Genomic DNA, 15,686 nt, shown 5'->3' on the forward strand with positions numbered 1-15,686 from the left:
TCAGCTCCCTTTAGCCGATCGTGTCATTTGTTCAAAAGCGTCCCACATTTCATTGGGTACTGCCTCCAGACCATTAAACTGACCCGCGCCCTGCAGCCATTCGCCTCCGTCTATGCTGATCACTTCACCATTGATATAGCCGGCAAAGTCGCTGATCAGAAAGGCAGCAAGGTTGGCCAGTTCCTGGTGTTCACCAACCCGTTTCAGGGGCACCCGGTTTTTGAAATCAAACTTTTTGGCCAGATCGCCGGGCAGTAAACGCTCCCAGGCACCTTTTGTAGGGAAGGGGCCTGGTGCTATGGCATTGGTACGGATGCCATATTTACCCCATTCAACAGCCAGCGAACGGGTCATGGCCAGTACGCCCCCTTTTGCACAGGCCGAAGGCACTACGTAAGCCGATCCGGTAAAGGCATAAGTGGTTACAATATTCAGTACACTTGCGGCTTGTTTCTCTTTTATCCAATGTTTGCCAAAAGCAAGGGTACAGTTTACAGAACCTTTAAGTACAATATCGATGATGCTGGAAAAGGCATTTGCCGATAGCCGTTCTGTAGGGGAAATGAAGTTGCCGGCTGCATTATTTAAAAGGCTGTTTACACTGCCAAAAGTTTTAAGTGTTTCTGACAGCACGTTTTCTACCTGGTCGTAATCGCGTACATCACAGGCTACCGCCAGCACTTTGCCCCCGGTTTCCTGTTCCATTTCTGCAGCTGTTTTTTGCAGCACTTCCTGTTTGCGGCTGGTGATGACCAGGTTGGCCCCCAGTTTCAGGAAATAAGTGCCCATGGCCCTGCCTAGGCCTGTGCCGCCGCCCGTGATCACTATGGTTTTACCTTTTAAGGCATCATCTCTTAACATCGGTTCGTTAAACATGCGCTTATTTTTTTTGCAGGTTATCAATAATTGTTTTCAGGATATTTCTTGTAGTAGGTGCCCACCATTGCTTCAGCATCTTTTGCAGGGCTTCCGACTGGTCGGCACCGGTTGATGCAATTAGCCCCTGTCTGATGTTGAGCTTACTCTGTTCCCAGGTATTGCGCTCCATGGCCATATACTTCCTGATCTTTCGCTCTGCCGCGGTTAAAATACCGGCAGGATTGACCAGCTCATCTACCAGGCCAATCTGCAAAGCTTCATCCGGACTAAAGAGTTTCCCCTCCAGTAAGCTCCGCGACGCATTGGCCTGGCCCAGCCAGAACGCGTACAGGTTAAAAATGCTGTTGGGTACAATAATGCCTACAGGCACTTCATTCAGGCCAATGATATAGTTACCCTCTGCCATGATCCTGTAATCACAAGCCAGGGCAATTACACAGCCACCGGCAGGGCTATGGCCGTTAACGGCAGCTACCAAAGGTTTTTTAAAGGCCGTAATGGCTGCAGTGAAATTCAAAAACAAGTGCCAGAAAGATTCGGCCTCTGCTTCATTATAGTTGTAAAGTTCAATCAGGTCCAGGCCTGCAGAAAAGAAATTTTCTTTTCCGGTGATGATTACACCTGCAATATTGGGGTCTCCGGCTATATTGTGCAGCATGTCGCTCAGTTCGGTGATCATTTCCCGGTTAAGGGCATTGGATTTACCTCTGTCTAACGTAATGATGCTTAAATGGTCTTTTATCGTAACTTTTATGGTGTTCATGCGCTTGTTTATTTTACTTCGTAGGTATACACTGCCCTTGCCAGGTGTCCCATCATATCTATTCCTTCTATCACAACGCGGTATGTTCCGGCTTCGTCTGTATTGAAGTAATTAAATGTTGCTTTTCCGTTAACATCTGTTACCACATGAGGGTTCCAGTATACGGTGCTCCTCAGGTCGGGCCTGTTATCTGGTGTGGCCGCATCATATTTAGGAGAGTAAAATTCCCTGATGAGGTGATAACCCCTGGGTGAATAGGTAATGATACCGGGCGTAAAGGTAGATCCGGTGAAGCCTCCCCCTCTTTTGGTAGTGATGATGAGCACACCACCGCCGCCGCGGGAGCCATATATGGCCGTGTTGCCAATCGATTTTAAAACCTCTACACTTTCCACATCACTTGGCACAATGTTGTCCAGGAAATCGGCCTCCACATTCATGCCATCTAATATAATCTGCATCGGGGCCCTTCCCCCACTTCTGGTGAGGTAAGGAACGCCCATTTCAAAGATCAGTCCGGCTACACGTCCCTGCAGGCACTGGGAAAGTGTGGCGCAGTTCTCCAGCATTTTGGCAGTGAACACAAAATCTGCCCTGCCCGAACCGTTCAGGTTGGATGAATTTGGTGCGGGGTTCTTCTTTTCCACAATATTGACCTCATTGAGCATAATGCTTCGTTCCAGTACCCCACGTTTGGTAAGCTCATCAAAGTAACTGTTACTTTTTTGAAGGTAGCCTTGCAGGGCCTCATTTACATTTACTTCAATATCGCCGGTATTTTTGTTTTTGGTAACGATCTGTCCGGGAAGAATATCCAGCTTGATGTCCACATCCTTTTTGTTTTTAGCAGTCCGGGCCTGTACAATAAACTTGGTGCTGTCGGTAAAGATCAGCTTGTCAAAATTAAACCTACCCTGGGCATCTGTTAAAGTATCGATGGCAAAAAAACCTCCGGAAGAAGAGAACAGTGATACCTTACTGTTTGGAATGGGCTTACCCCCATAGCTGGTAATGACCCCACTGATGGCCAGTGATTTTTCGGGCTGATAACGGATGATGGGTGGGGTGTTGGCGATGATATTTTTCCACAGGATCCTTCGCCAGCCTTGTGTAAGCATCAGGTTGTCCAGGGCCTGTGCGGTTTTTTCGTCACTATTGAGGAAATAATAATTGGGATCTTCAATGTACCCGATCAGGTCGGAAGTAAGGAGTAAACTGCTCAGGATGTTGGTCTCATTTTCAGGGTCAGGTTTTACCGAGGCTGTATTGGTAACGGCAACAGAAAAACTTCCCTGCAAGGGTTTGTCGCTAAATTTACCCAGCAGGTTCAGCTCTACTTTTTCCCTTTTGGCATAAGTTGGTTTTAAATTTTGAAGGGTAGCATTGATCCGGTCTTCTATGTTGTTTACAAACGCAAGTCTTTCGCATACCGGGTTATTGGCCCCATTAAACAGGGTAAACTGCACGATGCCGGAAGGGAGTTCTTTTTTAGGGATGCTGGCCGTAATGATCTGTTTTTGTGTAGGGGTCCTGGTCACAAAATATACATTGCCACTATTCTGGGCCACCAGTTTTAACTCATTTGTACCTACCAGATCAGCTGTCATCAATATTTTTACAGCAATTTTTTCGGGGTTGCTGTTGTTTACAGTCAACACATATCCGCTGGGCAGGGCTTTAGGCAGGTTAAAAATTTGTTCTGAACCGTCTTTGAACTTTACTTTGGCCGTGTATGTTTTGCCAGGCTGCGGATTGACCACAAAGCTGCCCATGCCGAGGTGCAGGCTTTCAAAATGGTTTACTTCAGTACCGTCATTATCAACAATAGCCCCGCTAACCTCTTCTCCAAGGCCGGCAGCATTTACAGCTTTTAGGGCCACCTTATTGGGCAAAGATTCGATCAGGTTGCCTCCTTCAGGGAAAAACTGTACGTCTACAGCATTTGAAGTGGCTTTTATAGGGATACTTTTTGTTATTTTCTGTTTGCCTGGCAGGGTGATGGTTGCCAGGATCTTGCCCGATTTGTACAATGCCGGCTGCGTGTTTAAATAGCTGATGCTTATTTCGCCCTGGTTGTCTGTAGTGGCTTTCCCTTTGGCCAGGTTCCTGAAGTTGAGCTGAATTTCATAGCTTACATCACTGTTGGCATAAGGGAGCCCTTTCTTGTCTGTAAATTTGATGCTGGCACTTACTTTTTCTGCGGTGTTCTCTTTACTGTAAGTATACTGGGTATTGGTAAAAACCCTGTTTGCCCAGGAGTTTCCTATTTTTATGGTTTTGTCAAAGAAGAACTCCGGGCCTGCATTTCTCATCCACTGGGTATAGGCCCTTATCCTGTAATTGCCTTCGGTAAGGGTGTCCGGCAGTTTAAAATCCCCCCAGGTGATTCCGCCGTCCATAGGCAGTTTTAGCTGGCTCTTTATGGAATCCTTTTCGTTGATCAGTTCAACATACAGGGCCTTGCTGATATTGGAAGGGGCCGAGGTTTGGGTATTGATGACATAAGCCTTAAACCAGATGTCATCGCCAATGGCATAATAAGGTTTATCCAAATGCAGATGTACCTTTTCCTGTGCATACTGTTTGTTGTAATCCTGTAATCTTTTAAGTAGGTCGTTAAAAGGGTCCTCGGCCAGTTTATAGGCAAAAGAAAGGCAGGTTCCAAGGATGAATATCCCTGGCAGGATGAATTTGAATTTCATAATGTGAGCATATATAACAAAGCCTCAATATACAAATATTGAGGCTAATTTTAATAATTTAAAAACAGCGGTCAGCACGCTAAAATTTATTCTTCCACATCATACTTTCTACAGGTTTGGTGGTTTTATTGTTGTATTTAGCATTGCTTTTGGTGTTGTACAGTGTTCCTATGCTCCCCTCAACCATAAAATAAATGAGCTGGCCTATGGGCATGCCTGCATATATGCGTACGGGCTGGGCACAGGAAATTTCCAGCGTCCAGGTGTTGCAAAAGCCGACATCACCTTTTCCGGCAGTGGCATGGATGTCTATCCCTAAACGTCCGGTACTCGATTTGCCTTCTAAAAAAGGGATATGGGCATGTGTTTCGGTATATTCGAGTGTTACACCCAGGTATAAAGTGCCGGGCTGAAGTACGTATCCTTCTTTGGGGATTTCAAAATGTTCGACCTTGTTGTGTGCTTTTGCATCGAGTACCCTGTCTTTATATGTAGCAAGATATTTACCTAAATGTACGTCATAAGAGTTGGTACCAAGGCAGTCCGGATTAAAAGGCTCGATGATTATGGTGCCTTTATCTATTTCTTCAAGAATTCGTTTGTCAGACAGGATCATTATTATATAGTATTTGGACGAAATTATGATTAATTTAAGATACTTTTGCATTGTTTTCTAAAATAGAGATGCCTGTAGTTTTTAATAAAAATATTGACGAGGATACCATACTTGCTGTATGGAAAATTGAGGAAAGTGAAGAACAGCTGCGATCGGGCTTACAACTGAAACAGCATGAGCTGGATTTTATTTCTTCATTAAATAATGGCAAACGCCTGTTGCACTGGTTAAGTACGCGTGTGTTGTTAAGGACAATGCTCAATACCGCAGAATATATTGACTGCAGGATGGACGACCACGGTAAGCCTTATTTGCCCGATTTTAATTATCATATTTCTTTAAGTCATTCTTACGATTATGCGGCGGTAATTATCGGCAAGACCAAAAAGGTTGGTGTAGATATTGAGCTGATCAAACATAAGATCAGGAGTATCAGGCATAAATTCCTGTCCGATGTGGAACTTGCACAAAAACAGATCGGGGACAATATCAATGGTTTATATGTTTGCTGGTGCGCCAAGGAAGCCATTTATAAGTGGAACGGCAGGAGAGGCCTGGAGTTTAAGCAGGACATCCATATTAAACCATTCAGGTTAAAAAATGAGGGGAAATTAAATGCGCTGGTTGATTTACCGGAAGGCAGTGCCGAACTTACGGTTCATTATTTAAAAATGGGTGATGGGTATATGCTGGGCTATGTAGTAGCGTAATTTTCGCAAAATGAACAAGAAAGTTGAATTTACAGACTGGGGCCTTATAGATTATCAGGAGGCCTGGAACAGGCAGGAAGCTGTTTTTGAGGCTACTGTTACTTTAAAAACACAGAACCGGACCAACCGTACCCAGCTGGAGACACCCAATTACCTTATTTTTTGTGAGCATCCGCATGTGTATACCCTGGGTAAAAGCGGGCACCAGGAAAATCTGTTGCTGGATGAGCAGGGACTGGCCGGGAAAAATGCTACTTATTATAAGATTAACCGGGGTGGCGATATTACCTATCATGGGCCCGGACAAATAGTGGGTTACCCGATTCTTGACCTCGATAACTTTTTTACCGATATACACCTGTACCTGCGGACGCTTGAAGAAGCGGTGATATTGACACTGGCCGATTTTGGTATTGCAGCCGGGCGCTATGCCGGTTTTACCGGGGTATGGCTGGATGCTGATAAGGAGAAGGCGCGTAAGATCTGTGCAATGGGAGTAAGGTGCAGCCGCTGGGTAACCATGCATGGCTTTGCCTTTAATGTAAATGCCGACCTGGACTACTTTAAAAATATCGTTCCCTGTGGTATTGACGACAAGGATGTGACCTCTATGCAGCGCGAGTTGGGGTATGTGCTTGATATGGAGTTGGTTAAAGACAGGTTAAAACTTCATATCGCCAGCCTGTTTAAAATGGAAATGAAATAGGATTATTCGAAAAAACATTCTTCCGCTGTTCTTGTTTTTTGTAATTAGTACTATATTTATAATAAACTACTAAAAAACAAACTATGGATTACAACTCAGAGTACGCGGCAGCTGGTGCCGGAATTGGAGCCGGCATGATTATTTTTTGGCTGGCAGTTATGGTGCTGGTATATGCATCGTTATGGAAAATCTTTGTAAAAGCCGGAAAACCTGGCTGGGCAGCCATTATTCCAATTTATAATGCCATTATTTTAATTGAAATTGTAGGCAAGCCTACCATCTGGATACTTTGGCTGCTCATACCATGCGTAAATATCGTATTTGGCATTTGGCTGACGAACTTATTGAGCAAAAGCTTTGGCAAAACTGAAGGTTATACAGTAGGCCTCATTTTGCTGCCTATTGTGTTTTATCCTTTGCTTGGTTTTGGTGATGCCAGGTATTTAGGCCCATCGGCAGCCGAAGCACAACAAGGCTTCAATAATCCGAACAACCCTTTTGGCGTAAACAACCCGTTTAACGATCCTAAAGATCCGTTCAATCAGCCACCAACCACACCAAACGCTTAATTGCTGGTGATTAAAATATACATCATTTCCGTCTGGTCTTATTTATTGGATCAGGCGGATGTTTTTTTTCTGCCCTGTCCGTTTAAAGCACTTACCGGGTTTGATTGCCCGGGCTGCGGTTTCCAGCGTGCTGTTCTGGCGCTTTTAAAAGGTAACCTGCCGGAGAGCTTTCAGTTGTACCCGCCCGCCATTCCCATATTGATTACCCTTGCAGTGGCCTTATCTGCGCGGTACCTGAGCAAAAAAAACAATCCACTGCTTATTAAAACCTTGTTTTTAATTACCGGCAGTATCATTATAGGGAGTTATTTGTTTAAAATTCTCTATCCGCATATGCATTATCCTACTTAACAGCCTGCATGTAAAACGTATGCAGCTTAGCTATTGTACCAATGAGGTTTGATAGTTGTAATCTTTAACCACCGTTTTTAAGAAAGTCATTTCATTCATACCTTCAGGACGTTCTACCGACAGAAGCGATGCTACTTTTGCCGACATGGCGTAGATCAGATCGGCATTAAAGGTTTTGTAATAGGTGTCTATGACCTCATGGATCAGTTCAACGTCCCTGTCGTTCAGCTGGCTGGTGTTGTTGAACACCGGTGTATATTCTTCTTCAACAGGATGGAAGGCAATGTGGTTAAAGTTTGTGTGCGGCACAGTTTTGATGACTGTAGTACCTGCTACCATATCTCCTATTCTTTGTTTGTTCTGCGATACTGCAATACAGATTAAGCCGGCCATTTGTGCGGTAAGGGTAAAATCGACCAGTCTGAACAACCAGCGGATAAAGTACTGGCCTATACTGGCCTGACTGCCATCCAGACTGATCACTTTAATTTTCATCAGCCTCTTTCCGATGCTTTGTCCGTTCATAAAGATCTCGCAGATCAGGTCGTAAAATACATAAGCACCGAAGTAAATGCCAATCAGTATAAAAAATATATATGGTGAACCGCCTATGACACCAGAAAGACCACCAACAAGTGCAAGCAGTACAAATATCAGATATAAACCAATAAACAGGCCCAAATCTATCAGCGCTGCGGCTATTCTTTCTCCTAAACCGGCAACGGGGTAATCGATATCGACATGCTGGCTGGTATTTACTTTAATGGTATCCATAAGTTCAAATATAATACTGATGTTCAATTAATTCTTGTAAAATTGTTTTTTGTGGTTATTTTAACAGAAAATTACATTCTTACCAAAATTTATGAGAGAGGCGTTGTTTGTTAAGCAGAATTCAGGAAAATGGAGATCCTATGAGCAGCAGCAGACCGCCAGTCCGGATGAACTTGCAGAACGTTTTATCGACATTACGAACGATCTGGCCTATGCCAAAACATTTTATCCCCAATCTAAAACCACGGCCTACCTTAATGGCCTGGCCTCAGTTTTACATCAATCCATTTATAAAAATAAAAAAGAAGATACCAACCGGTTCCTCACCTTCTGGAAGTTTGAACTGCCCTTATTGTTCCATACTTACCGGAGACAACTTCTTTATTCGCTGATCTTTTTTCTGGTCTTCTGTGCTATTGGTGTGCTTTCGGCAAAGTATGACGATACTTTTGTAAGGCTTATACTTGGTGATGGGTACGTGAACATGACCAATGAAAATATTGCAAAAGGAGATCCCTTTGGCGTATATAAACAACAGGGGCCTGTAGAGATGTTTTTTAAGATAGCAGCCAATAATACTTATGTTGCATTGCTGATGTTTGTAAGCGGCATATTTTTTTGTATCGGCCCTGTTTTCTTTATGCTGAAGAACGGTATCATGATCGGTTCATTTGAATATTATTTTTTCAGCAAGGGCCTGGGAATGGAATCTATACTGGTGATCTGGATCCATGGCACTTTAGAAATCTCAGCCATCATTATAGCAGGGGGGGCAGGTCTGGTACTTGGACATGGCTTGTTGTTCCCTAAAACCTACACCCGATTTGAAGCCTTTAAAAACAGTGCAAAGGACGGTACCAAGATCGCTTTAGGCCTGGTACCTATCATTCTCTTGGCTGCTTTTTTTGAGGGTTTTGTTACCCGTTATACCAATATGCCCGCATGGTTAAGCATCAGTATCTTAGCTGGGTCGCTGTTGTTTATCGTCTGGTACGTAATTATATATCCATCAAAAATTTTTAAACGCAATCAATTCAGCCAAGCATGACAGAAAAACTGGAATTTAAGAAACTAAGAGAATTTGGAGAGATCATCAATGATACCTTTCTGTTTATAAAACAGAATTTTAAACCCTTGTTAAAAGTGTTTGTTTACTTCTGTGGATTCTTTATCATTGCCGGTACTGTTACTGCGGTCATGCAGCAAATGGAGGTAAAACAGGTGGCGTTTGGAAATGCCGGAGGGGGCAATCCATTTGGTGTTAGCAGGGTTACGCAATTGTTTACCATTAATTATCTGCTGGTATTTGTATTTTCAATGGCCAGTTACACGTCCATTTATGTTGCGGTATTGAGTTATATAGCTTTATATATGCAAAAAGGGAAAGTAGCCCCCACACCCGATGAGGTATGGGCTTACTTTAAGTATTACTTTTTCCGTGTTTTTTTTAGCAGTATAGGAATCACTTTCTTTTTTGTCTTTTGTTTCCTGCTCTGCCTGGTGCCTGGTATTTATGTATTCCCGGCGATGTCGCTCTTCTTTCCTGTCATGGTACTTGAAAACAAGGGTTTCACCGATTCTTTCAGCCGTTCGTTTCAGTTGCTGAAAGAACAGTGGTGGGTAACTGCCGGAGCCATTCTGATCATTTATGTGATCACTTATGCCAGCATGTCGCTGGCCTCCATGCCGGCCATCCTTTTAACCATGGTCAGTGTATTTACCAAGGGGGCGAATGGATTGAGCAATACGGTTATCATTCTTTCATCTGTGATACAGCACCTGTGTTATGTATTTTTGATCGTGCCGGTAATTGGCTGTACACTGTGTTATTTTAACCTGGCTGAAAGGCAGGAGAGTGCAGGCCTGATGGACCGCATTAACCAGCTGGGCGAAAAGAAAGATGATTTTAAAGGCTTAGAAGAGTACTGACCATGCGAAAGGCGCTTGTTGTACTTTTACTTTGCTGTTTAACTTTGCCGGTCTTTGCCAGTGTTCCGGCTGCAAAAGATCCGGTACAGCCTGCAAGGCTTATAAACGACAGCACCAACTTAAAGGTTAGGCGCTTTGACCTGCAGCAGATGGATGCCTACAGGGCACAAAAAGCCTTCAGGTACGATGATGTTGCGCCGTTACATGAAGGGTTGTGGGAAAAGTTCTGGAGATGGGTGTGGCGACAGATCAACGACCTGATCAGTAATAAATATTCGGGTGGGTTTTTAAAATACCTGCTCATTGCTGGAGTGGTGGCCATCTTTGTTTTTGTAATTGTAAAAATGCTGGGGCTCGACCTCAGGATATTTGCCGGTAAACCTAAAGTTGTTGAAGTGCCTTATACGGAATCGGCCGATAACATTCATGAGATCAATTTTAATGAAGAAATAGAAAGGGCAATTGCGGCTGCCAATTACCGGCTGGCAGTGCGCCTGTTTTACCTGTATTCTTTAAAACGGCTGGATGAAAGTGCACTGATCAGCTGGCTGCCTGAAAAAACAAACCAAACCTATATTGCTGAACTTGCCGACCCCGAAAAAAGGCAACAATTTAGCCGGCTTACCACGCAGTTTGAATACATCTGGTACGGAGAGTTTTTTATAGATAAGGAAACCTTTGGCTATGTTAAAGGAGATTTTGACCGGTTTAATGGTAAGGGCACATGAAAGGATTAAAGTTATATCTGATTGGCGGTGCTCTGGCAATGGTATTGTACCTGCTTGCACAATATTATAAGCCTAAGCCAACAGACTGGACCCCCAGCTATTTAAAAGAAGATAAAATCCCCTTTGGTCTTTATATTTTGTTTCATGAAGTGGAACGGTTGTTCCCTGATACGAAAGTAAAGACCACAAGATTGCCGGCCTATAATACATTAAAAGGGAAGCATTTTAAAAATACGGCCTACCTGTTTATCGCTGGCGAGGTAAAATTTACCAGTTACGATTACCGGGAACTTGTGCAGTACATGAAGGATGGGAATGACGTATTTATTGCTGCTTTTAATTTAAACAGGGCATTGAGCGACAGGCTGAAGATCAGGATCAGCTCTTCATTGAATTATACCAAAGAAAAAAGCACCCCGGTAAATTTTGTAAACCCTGTACTGAAAGGTCATCCAGACTATGTGTTTGATAAAGGCCTGGGCGACCAGTATTTTAGCAAAATAGATACCTTGAAAGCTACTGTACTGGGAAGGAATGCCAGGGGGGAGGTTAATTTTGTAAAATATACCTTTGGTAAAGGTGGACTCTATTTATTGCCGAACCCGCAACTGCTGAGCAATTACAATTTGCTGAACCTGCGGGGCGCGGAATATGCGGCCAGGGCATTGTCTTACCTGCCTGCTCCGGAAACCCTGATCTGGGATGAGAACAATACCCGCGGCAGTACCGATGATAGTGATATCCTACGTGTACTGTTTAAACACACTCCTTTGCGCTGGGCGTATTACCTGGCCTTAACAGGTTTGCTGGTATTTGTTTTTTTTGAAATGAAACGCAGGCAACGCATCATCCCGATAGTAAGCCCTTTAAAGAACAGCTCGGTCGACTTTGTCCGCGTGGTGGGCAAGGTATATTACCAGCAGCGTGACAACAGGGACATTGCCCGTAAAAAGATCAGCTATTTCCTGGAACACATCAGGGCAGCTTACCGGTTAAAAACAACGGTGCTAGATAAAGAATTTGTAAATGCATTGGCGGTTAAATCGGGGCTTACTGAAATTGCCGTTCAGGAGCTGTTTATCCTTATTAAAAGCCTTGAAAATGCCCCTATGGTGAATGATCAGCAGCTCATTGAGCTCAACAAATCAATAGAAAAATTTTATAAACAAGCCCAATAAATTATGGAAGCGGAAATGTTTAACCAAAGAACCGATCTTAGCGAGCTGAATACAGCAGTAGAACAAATCAGAACAACGCTGGGCAATATTATTGTGGGTCAGAAAGACACCATAGATTTTTTAATTGCCGCCTTACTGGCCGATGGGCATGTATTGCTGGAGGGTGTACCGGGCGTGGCCAAGACTTTAAGTGCCAAACTGATTGCTAAAAGTATTGATGCCTCTTTTTCCCGTATCCAGTTTACGCCCGACCTGATGCCCTCGGATGTGCTTGGGACTTCGGTGTTTGACCCCCGGTCGGCCACCTTCGAATACAGAAAAGGCCCTGTTTTTGGTCATATTGTATTGGTTGATGAGATTAACCGTGCCCCGGCAAAAACACAATCGGCCTTGTTTGAGGTGATGGAAGAGCGACAGGTGACAGTAGACGGGCATACTTATCTGATGGATGAGCCTTTTATAGTACTGGCCACCCAGAACCCTATAGAGCAGGAAGGAACTTACCGCCTGCCAGAAGCGCAGCTTGACCGTTTTTTGTTTAAAATAGAAGTAAAGTATCCGAGCCTGGAAGAAGAAACGGCTATTTTATTGAACCAGCACCAGCGTAAACTGGAGGATGAGCTGGCAGCAGTTAAAGCTGTGCTAAGCATAGACCGGATCAAATCCTGCCGGGCGCTGATCAAAGCGCTGCATGTTGAACCTAAGCTGATAGAATACATAGCAAAGATCACCCATGAAACGCGGAACAACAAATCGCTTTACCTGGGGGCCTCTCCGCGGGCCTCTCTGGCCATGGTAAATGGGGCCAAAGCTTTTGCGGCCATGCAGGGCCGTGATTTTGTGACCCCCGAGGATGTGATAAAAGTGGCTGCACCTGTGCTTGCGCACCGCATTATGCTTACGCCGGATAAAGAGATGGAGGGGCTTACCACCAGTGATGTAGTTGCCCAGATCATTCAAAAAATAGAAGTACCCAGGTAAAACATCAGGATCTTGAGAAACCTTTTAAAAAAATACTATACAGACCTGTTTCTGAGCAAAAGATTTTTTGCCGGCATTGGCCTGTGCGTAAGCCTGTTCCTGTTTTCGTTTTTTCTGCCCTGGCTGGCTGATCTGGCCTACCTGTGTTTTTGGATATTTGCAGCACTGGTACTGGTAGATGGCCTGCTGCTGTACCAGCCTAAAAAGACGGTGTTTGTGCGGAGGGACCTTCCGGAAAGGTTAAGCAACGGGGATGACAATGAGCTGCACATTTATCTGGAGAATTTCTATGCTTTTGGTATCCGGGCCGGACTTATTGACGAAATCCCTTATCAGTTCCAAAAAAGGGATCTGTGGTTTAAAAGCTATCTTAAATCGGGTACACAGAAAACCATCACCTATACTTTAAGACCAACAAAAAGGGGTGAGTATATTTTTGGGCAGCTAAGGCTGTATGTTCAATCGCCTGTTGGCCTTGTGGTACGCAGGTTCAATATCGGATCGGAAGTTACCGTTCCGGTTTATCCTTCTTTTTTACAGCTGCGCAAATACGAACTGATGGCTATATCGCACCGGTTAAATGAAATTGGGATCAAAAAGATCAGGCGTATAGGGCATAGCATGGAATTTGACCAGGTAAAGAATTATGTGCAGGGCGACGATTACCGTACAGTGAACTGGAAGGCAACAGCCAGGAAGGGCGAGCTGATGGTGAACACTTTTACCGATGAAAAATCGCAGCATGTATATTGTATCATCGATAAATCGAGATCCATGAAAATGCCTTTTGAAGGATTGAGCCTGCTGGATTATGCGATTAATGCAAGCCTTATCCTTTCCAATGTGGCCCTGGTAAAGGAAGACAAGGCAGGCCTGATCACGATAGCTGAAAAAACAGGAAGTGTGGTACCTGCAGATCGCAGACCGGCGCAGCTTGGTAAAATAATGGCTATTTTATACAAAGAAAAAACGCGGTACCTGGAAATGAATATGGAAGCGTTATATACCACGGTGCGCAGCGTATTGAAGCAGCGTAGCCTGGTTGTTTTTTTTACCAATTTCGAAAGTATGTCTGCCTTAAACCGGCAGCTTCCCTATTTAAAGCGTGTGGCAAAATTTCACCTGCTGCTCATTGTGTTTTTTGAAAATACAGAACTTAAAACCTTAACAGAAAAACCTGTGCAGGATGTAGAGGACATATACATTCAAACTATAGCAGCTAAATTTGCTTACGAAAAAAAGCTGATGGTTAAGGAACTGGCCAAACATGGGATACTGAGTATCCTTACCCCGCCCGAAAAATTAACCATAAATGTAGTGAACCGTTACCTGTCTATTAAGGCGCAGCAAAAAATCTAGCATTCCGGTAAACTGATAGGGATGTTTGTCGCCAGGCCTCCATCAGATGTTTCCTTGTATTTGGAGTTCATGTCCAATGCCGTTTCCCACATGGTATTTACTACAGCATCAAGACTAACCTTGGCTTTATCCGGGTTGCTTTGTAAAGCCAGCTGACTGGCTGTTATAGCTTTAATGGCACCCATGGTATTTCTTTCAATACATGGGATCTGGACCAGCCCGCCTATAGGGTCGCAGGTTAGGCCCAGGTGGTGTTCCATAGCAATCTCGGCAGCCATCAATACCTGTCGTTGTGAGCCACCCACACACTCTGTTAAAGCTGCTGCCGCCATGGCCGAAGATACGCCGATCTCTGCCTGGCAGCCACCCATCGCTGCCGATATGGTGGCGCCTTTTTTAAAGATGCTGCCTATTTCTGAAGCGCAGGTTATAAACTGGATAATCTTCTCCTCTGTAAAACCATCACAAAAGGTGATGTAATATTGAAGCACGGCAGGTATAACCCCGGCGGCACCGTTGGTTGGGGCTGTTACCACCCGGCCAAAAGAAGCATTTTCTTCATTTACCGCCAGCGCAAAACAGCTTACCCAATCTAAAGTATAATTAAAACCATTGCCCCCGGCCCTGATGGCCATTACCCAGCTGGTATAATCGGTATAGGCACTGTCGCCCATCAGTCTTTTATTTAAAGCAGCAGCCCTTCTGGCCACATTTAATCCGCCGGGCAAAAAGCCTGAGGTATGGCAGCCCCTGTAAATACAGTCTTTCATCACAGTGTAATGCTGCAAAATGCCCTTGAGGGTTTCCTCTTCCCTGCGCCAGGCCAGCTCATTTTCCATCACAATTTCTGATACCTTTAAGCCGGTAGACAGGCACCAGTGCAGCAATTCGCTCGCCTTTTCTATCGGAAAGGGCAGGTCTACCTGTTCCTTTTCATTACCTGTATCACCTTCTTTTACCACAAAGCCACCGCCTATCGAATAATAGGTTTCTGAAAAAGCTTTGCCATCGTTGAGGAAGGCCTGGAAAGTAACCGCATTGGGATGGAAAGGCAGGCTTTCGGAGAAAAGAAAGATCATGTCTTCGTTGTAATCAAAGCTGATCAGCTTTTCCCCGGCAAGGGACAATAGCTGATCTTTTTTTATTGCTGCAATGGCAGGGCCGATGGCATTTACATCATAGGTAACCGGATCGGCACCGGTAAGTCCAAGTAATGTAGCTATATCGGTACCATGGCCTATTCCGGTCTTGGCCAGGGAGCCATATAAAAGCACTTTTACCTGCAGTACCTGTGCCAGCAGCTCTTTTTGTTTAAGTGATGCCGTAAATTGCTGTGCTGCCCTCCAGGGTCCCAGCGTATGTGAACTTGATGGGCCTATGCCAATTTTAAAAATGTCGAATACCGAGATCTGTTCCCTTTGCATACTACAAAGCTAATACA

Annotated in this window: 16 protein-coding genes; 10 read left to right on the plus strand and 6 right to left on the minus strand. The window is 44.3% G+C overall.

The annotated features are described in order from the left end of the window. The 4 genes from PHEP_RS01115 to dcd all read right to left on the minus strand — a co-directional run bounded on the left by PHEP_RS01115 (nucleotide 1) and on the right by dcd (nucleotide 4,960). On the minus strand, nucleotides 1-876 hold the full coding sequence (locus tag PHEP_RS01115; protein WP_012780403.1) for an SDR family oxidoreductase: 876 nt from the start codon (nucleotides 874-876) through the stop codon (nucleotides 1-3). Between the two features lie 4 nt (nucleotides 877-880). Beyond that, nucleotides 881-1,642 carry an enoyl-CoA hydratase/isomerase family protein gene (locus PHEP_RS01120; protein WP_012780404.1) on the minus strand — a complete coding sequence of 254 codons (762 nt, stop codon included), beginning with the start codon at nucleotides 1,640-1,642 and terminating at the stop codon, nucleotides 881-883. An 8-nt stretch (nucleotides 1,643-1,650) separates the two neighbouring features. After that, nucleotides 1,651-4,344, minus strand: coding sequence for a TonB-dependent receptor plug domain-containing protein (locus tag PHEP_RS01125; RefSeq protein WP_012780405.1), 2,694 nt, complete (start codon nucleotides 4,342-4,344; stop codon nucleotides 1,651-1,653). A gap of 79 nt (nucleotides 4,345-4,423) precedes the next feature. Further along, entirely contained in the window at nucleotides 4,424-4,960 is a 537-nt protein-coding gene (gene dcd / locus PHEP_RS01130; protein ID WP_036675075.1) for a dCTP deaminase, read from the minus strand. Between the two features lie 68 nt (nucleotides 4,961-5,028). On the opposite strand from dcd, the gene PHEP_RS01135 reads away from it, so the two are divergent. The 4 genes from PHEP_RS01135 (at nucleotide 5,029) to PHEP_RS01150 (ending at nucleotide 7,296) form a co-directional block, all read left to right on the plus strand. Next, nucleotides 5,029-5,670 carry a 4'-phosphopantetheinyl transferase family protein gene (locus PHEP_RS01135; RefSeq protein WP_012780407.1) on the plus strand — a complete coding sequence of 214 codons (642 nt, stop codon included), beginning with the start codon at nucleotides 5,029-5,031 and terminating at the stop codon, nucleotides 5,668-5,670. Nucleotides 5,671-5,680: 10 nt separating this feature from the next. After that, nucleotides 5,681-6,376 (plus strand): lipoyl(octanoyl) transferase LipB, encoded by a 696-nt coding sequence (gene lipB, locus PHEP_RS01140; protein ID WP_012780408.1) that lies wholly within the window; start codon nucleotides 5,681-5,683, stop codon nucleotides 6,374-6,376. 83 nt (nucleotides 6,377-6,459) lie between these two features. Beyond that, a complete protein-coding gene (locus PHEP_RS01145) occupies nucleotides 6,460-6,945 on the plus strand; it encodes a DUF5684 domain-containing protein (protein WP_012780409.1) in 486 nt (161 codons plus the stop codon). A gap of 6 nt (nucleotides 6,946-6,951) precedes the next feature. Continuing rightward, nucleotides 6,952-7,296, plus strand: coding sequence for a DUF2752 domain-containing protein (locus PHEP_RS01150; RefSeq protein WP_012780410.1), 345 nt, complete (start codon nucleotides 6,952-6,954; stop codon nucleotides 7,294-7,296). A 30-nt stretch (nucleotides 7,297-7,326) separates the two neighbouring features. Here the strand turns inward: PHEP_RS01150 and PHEP_RS01155 are convergent, their stop codons facing one another. Further along, nucleotides 7,327-8,070 carry an RDD family protein gene (locus PHEP_RS01155; RefSeq protein ID WP_012780411.1) on the minus strand — a complete coding sequence of 248 codons (744 nt, stop codon included), beginning with the start codon at nucleotides 8,068-8,070 and terminating at the stop codon, nucleotides 7,327-7,329. 91 nt (nucleotides 8,071-8,161) lie between these two features. Here PHEP_RS01155 and PHEP_RS01160 point away from each other — a divergent pair, with 91 nt between their 5' ends. Genes PHEP_RS01160 through PHEP_RS01185 form a run of 6 tightly spaced genes read left to right on the plus strand, consistent with a single transcriptional unit; the run spans nucleotide 8,162 to nucleotide 14,245 of the window. Continuing rightward, entirely contained in the window at nucleotides 8,162-9,118 is a 957-nt protein-coding gene (locus tag PHEP_RS01160; RefSeq protein WP_012780412.1) for a stage II sporulation protein M, read from the plus strand. After that, a complete protein-coding gene (locus tag PHEP_RS01165; protein ID WP_012780413.1) occupies nucleotides 9,115-9,999 on the plus strand; it encodes a glycerophosphoryl diester phosphodiesterase membrane domain-containing protein in 885 nt (294 codons plus the stop codon). The genes PHEP_RS01160 and PHEP_RS01165 overlap by 4 nt, the downstream gene beginning before the upstream one ends. A 2-nt stretch (nucleotides 10,000-10,001) precedes the next feature. After that, entirely contained in the window at nucleotides 10,002-10,727 is a 726-nt protein-coding gene (locus tag PHEP_RS01170) for a DUF4129 domain-containing protein (protein ID WP_012780414.1), read from the plus strand. After that, nucleotides 10,724-11,905 carry a DUF4350 domain-containing protein gene (locus PHEP_RS01175; RefSeq protein WP_012780415.1) on the plus strand — a complete coding sequence of 394 codons (1,182 nt, stop codon included), beginning with the start codon at nucleotides 10,724-10,726 and terminating at the stop codon, nucleotides 11,903-11,905. Before PHEP_RS01170 ends, PHEP_RS01175 begins: the two co-directional genes overlap by 4 nt. A gap of 3 nt (nucleotides 11,906-11,908) precedes the next feature. Then, nucleotides 11,909-12,886: an AAA family ATPase gene (locus tag PHEP_RS01180; protein WP_012780416.1), complete on the plus strand. Its 978-nt coding sequence runs from the start codon at nucleotides 11,909-11,911 to the stop codon at nucleotides 12,884-12,886. A gap of 12 nt (nucleotides 12,887-12,898) precedes the next feature. After that, nucleotides 12,899-14,245, plus strand: a complete 1,347-nt coding sequence (locus PHEP_RS01185) for a DUF58 domain-containing protein (protein WP_012780417.1) — start codon at nucleotides 12,899-12,901, stop codon at nucleotides 14,243-14,245. On the opposite strand, the gene PHEP_RS01190 is transcribed toward PHEP_RS01185, so the two are convergent. Beyond that, nucleotides 14,242-15,669, minus strand: a complete 1,428-nt coding sequence (locus tag PHEP_RS01190) for an L-serine ammonia-lyase (protein WP_012780418.1) — start codon at nucleotides 15,667-15,669, stop codon at nucleotides 14,242-14,244. The two genes, PHEP_RS01185 and PHEP_RS01190, sit on opposite strands and share 4 nt — an antisense overlap. Between the last annotated feature and the right edge of the window lie 17 nt (nucleotides 15,670-15,686).

The organism is Pedobacter heparinus DSM 2366 (assembly GCF_000023825.1).
Taxonomy (GTDB): domain Bacteria; phylum Bacteroidota; class Bacteroidia; order Sphingobacteriales; family Sphingobacteriaceae; genus Pedobacter; species Pedobacter heparinus.

Coding starts and splice junctions, on each gene's coding strand:
- PHEP_RS01125 (WP_012780405.1), bottom strand. CDS start 4,344: ATGAAATTCAAATTCATCCTGCCAGGGATATTCATCCTTGGAACCTGC.
- PHEP_RS01120 (WP_012780404.1), bottom strand. CDS start 1,642: ATGAACACCATAAAAGTTACGATAAAAGACCATTTAAGCATCATTACG.
- PHEP_RS01170 (WP_012780414.1), top strand. CDS start 10,002: ATGCGAAAGGCGCTTGTTGTACTTTTACTTTGCTGTTTAACTTTGCCG.
- dcd (WP_036675075.1), bottom strand. CDS start 4,960: ATGATCCTGTCTGACAAACGAATTCTTGAAGAAATAGATAAAGGCACC.
- PHEP_RS01115 (WP_012780403.1), bottom strand. CDS start 876: ATGTTTAACGAACCGATGTTAAGAGATGATGCCTTAAAAGGTAAAACC.
- PHEP_RS01135 (WP_012780407.1), top strand. CDS start 5,029: ATGCCTGTAGTTTTTAATAAAAATATTGACGAGGATACCATACTTGCT.
- PHEP_RS01180 (WP_012780416.1), top strand. CDS start 11,909: ATGGAAGCGGAAATGTTTAACCAAAGAACCGATCTTAGCGAGCTGAAT.
- PHEP_RS01155 (WP_012780411.1), bottom strand. CDS start 8,070: ATGGATACCATTAAAGTAAATACCAGCCAGCATGTCGATATCGATTAC.
- PHEP_RS01160 (WP_012780412.1), top strand. CDS start 8,162: ATGAGAGAGGCGTTGTTTGTTAAGCAGAATTCAGGAAAATGGAGATCC.
- PHEP_RS01165 (WP_012780413.1), top strand. CDS start 9,115: ATGACAGAAAAACTGGAATTTAAGAAACTAAGAGAATTTGGAGAGATC.
- PHEP_RS01190 (WP_012780418.1), bottom strand. CDS start 15,669: ATGCAAAGGGAACAGATCTCGGTATTCGACATTTTTAAAATTGGCATA.
- lipB (WP_012780408.1), top strand. CDS start 5,681: ATGAACAAGAAAGTTGAATTTACAGACTGGGGCCTTATAGATTATCAG.
- PHEP_RS01175 (WP_012780415.1), top strand. CDS start 10,724: ATGAAAGGATTAAAGTTATATCTGATTGGCGGTGCTCTGGCAATGGTA.
- PHEP_RS01145 (WP_012780409.1), top strand. CDS start 6,460: ATGGATTACAACTCAGAGTACGCGGCAGCTGGTGCCGGAATTGGAGCC.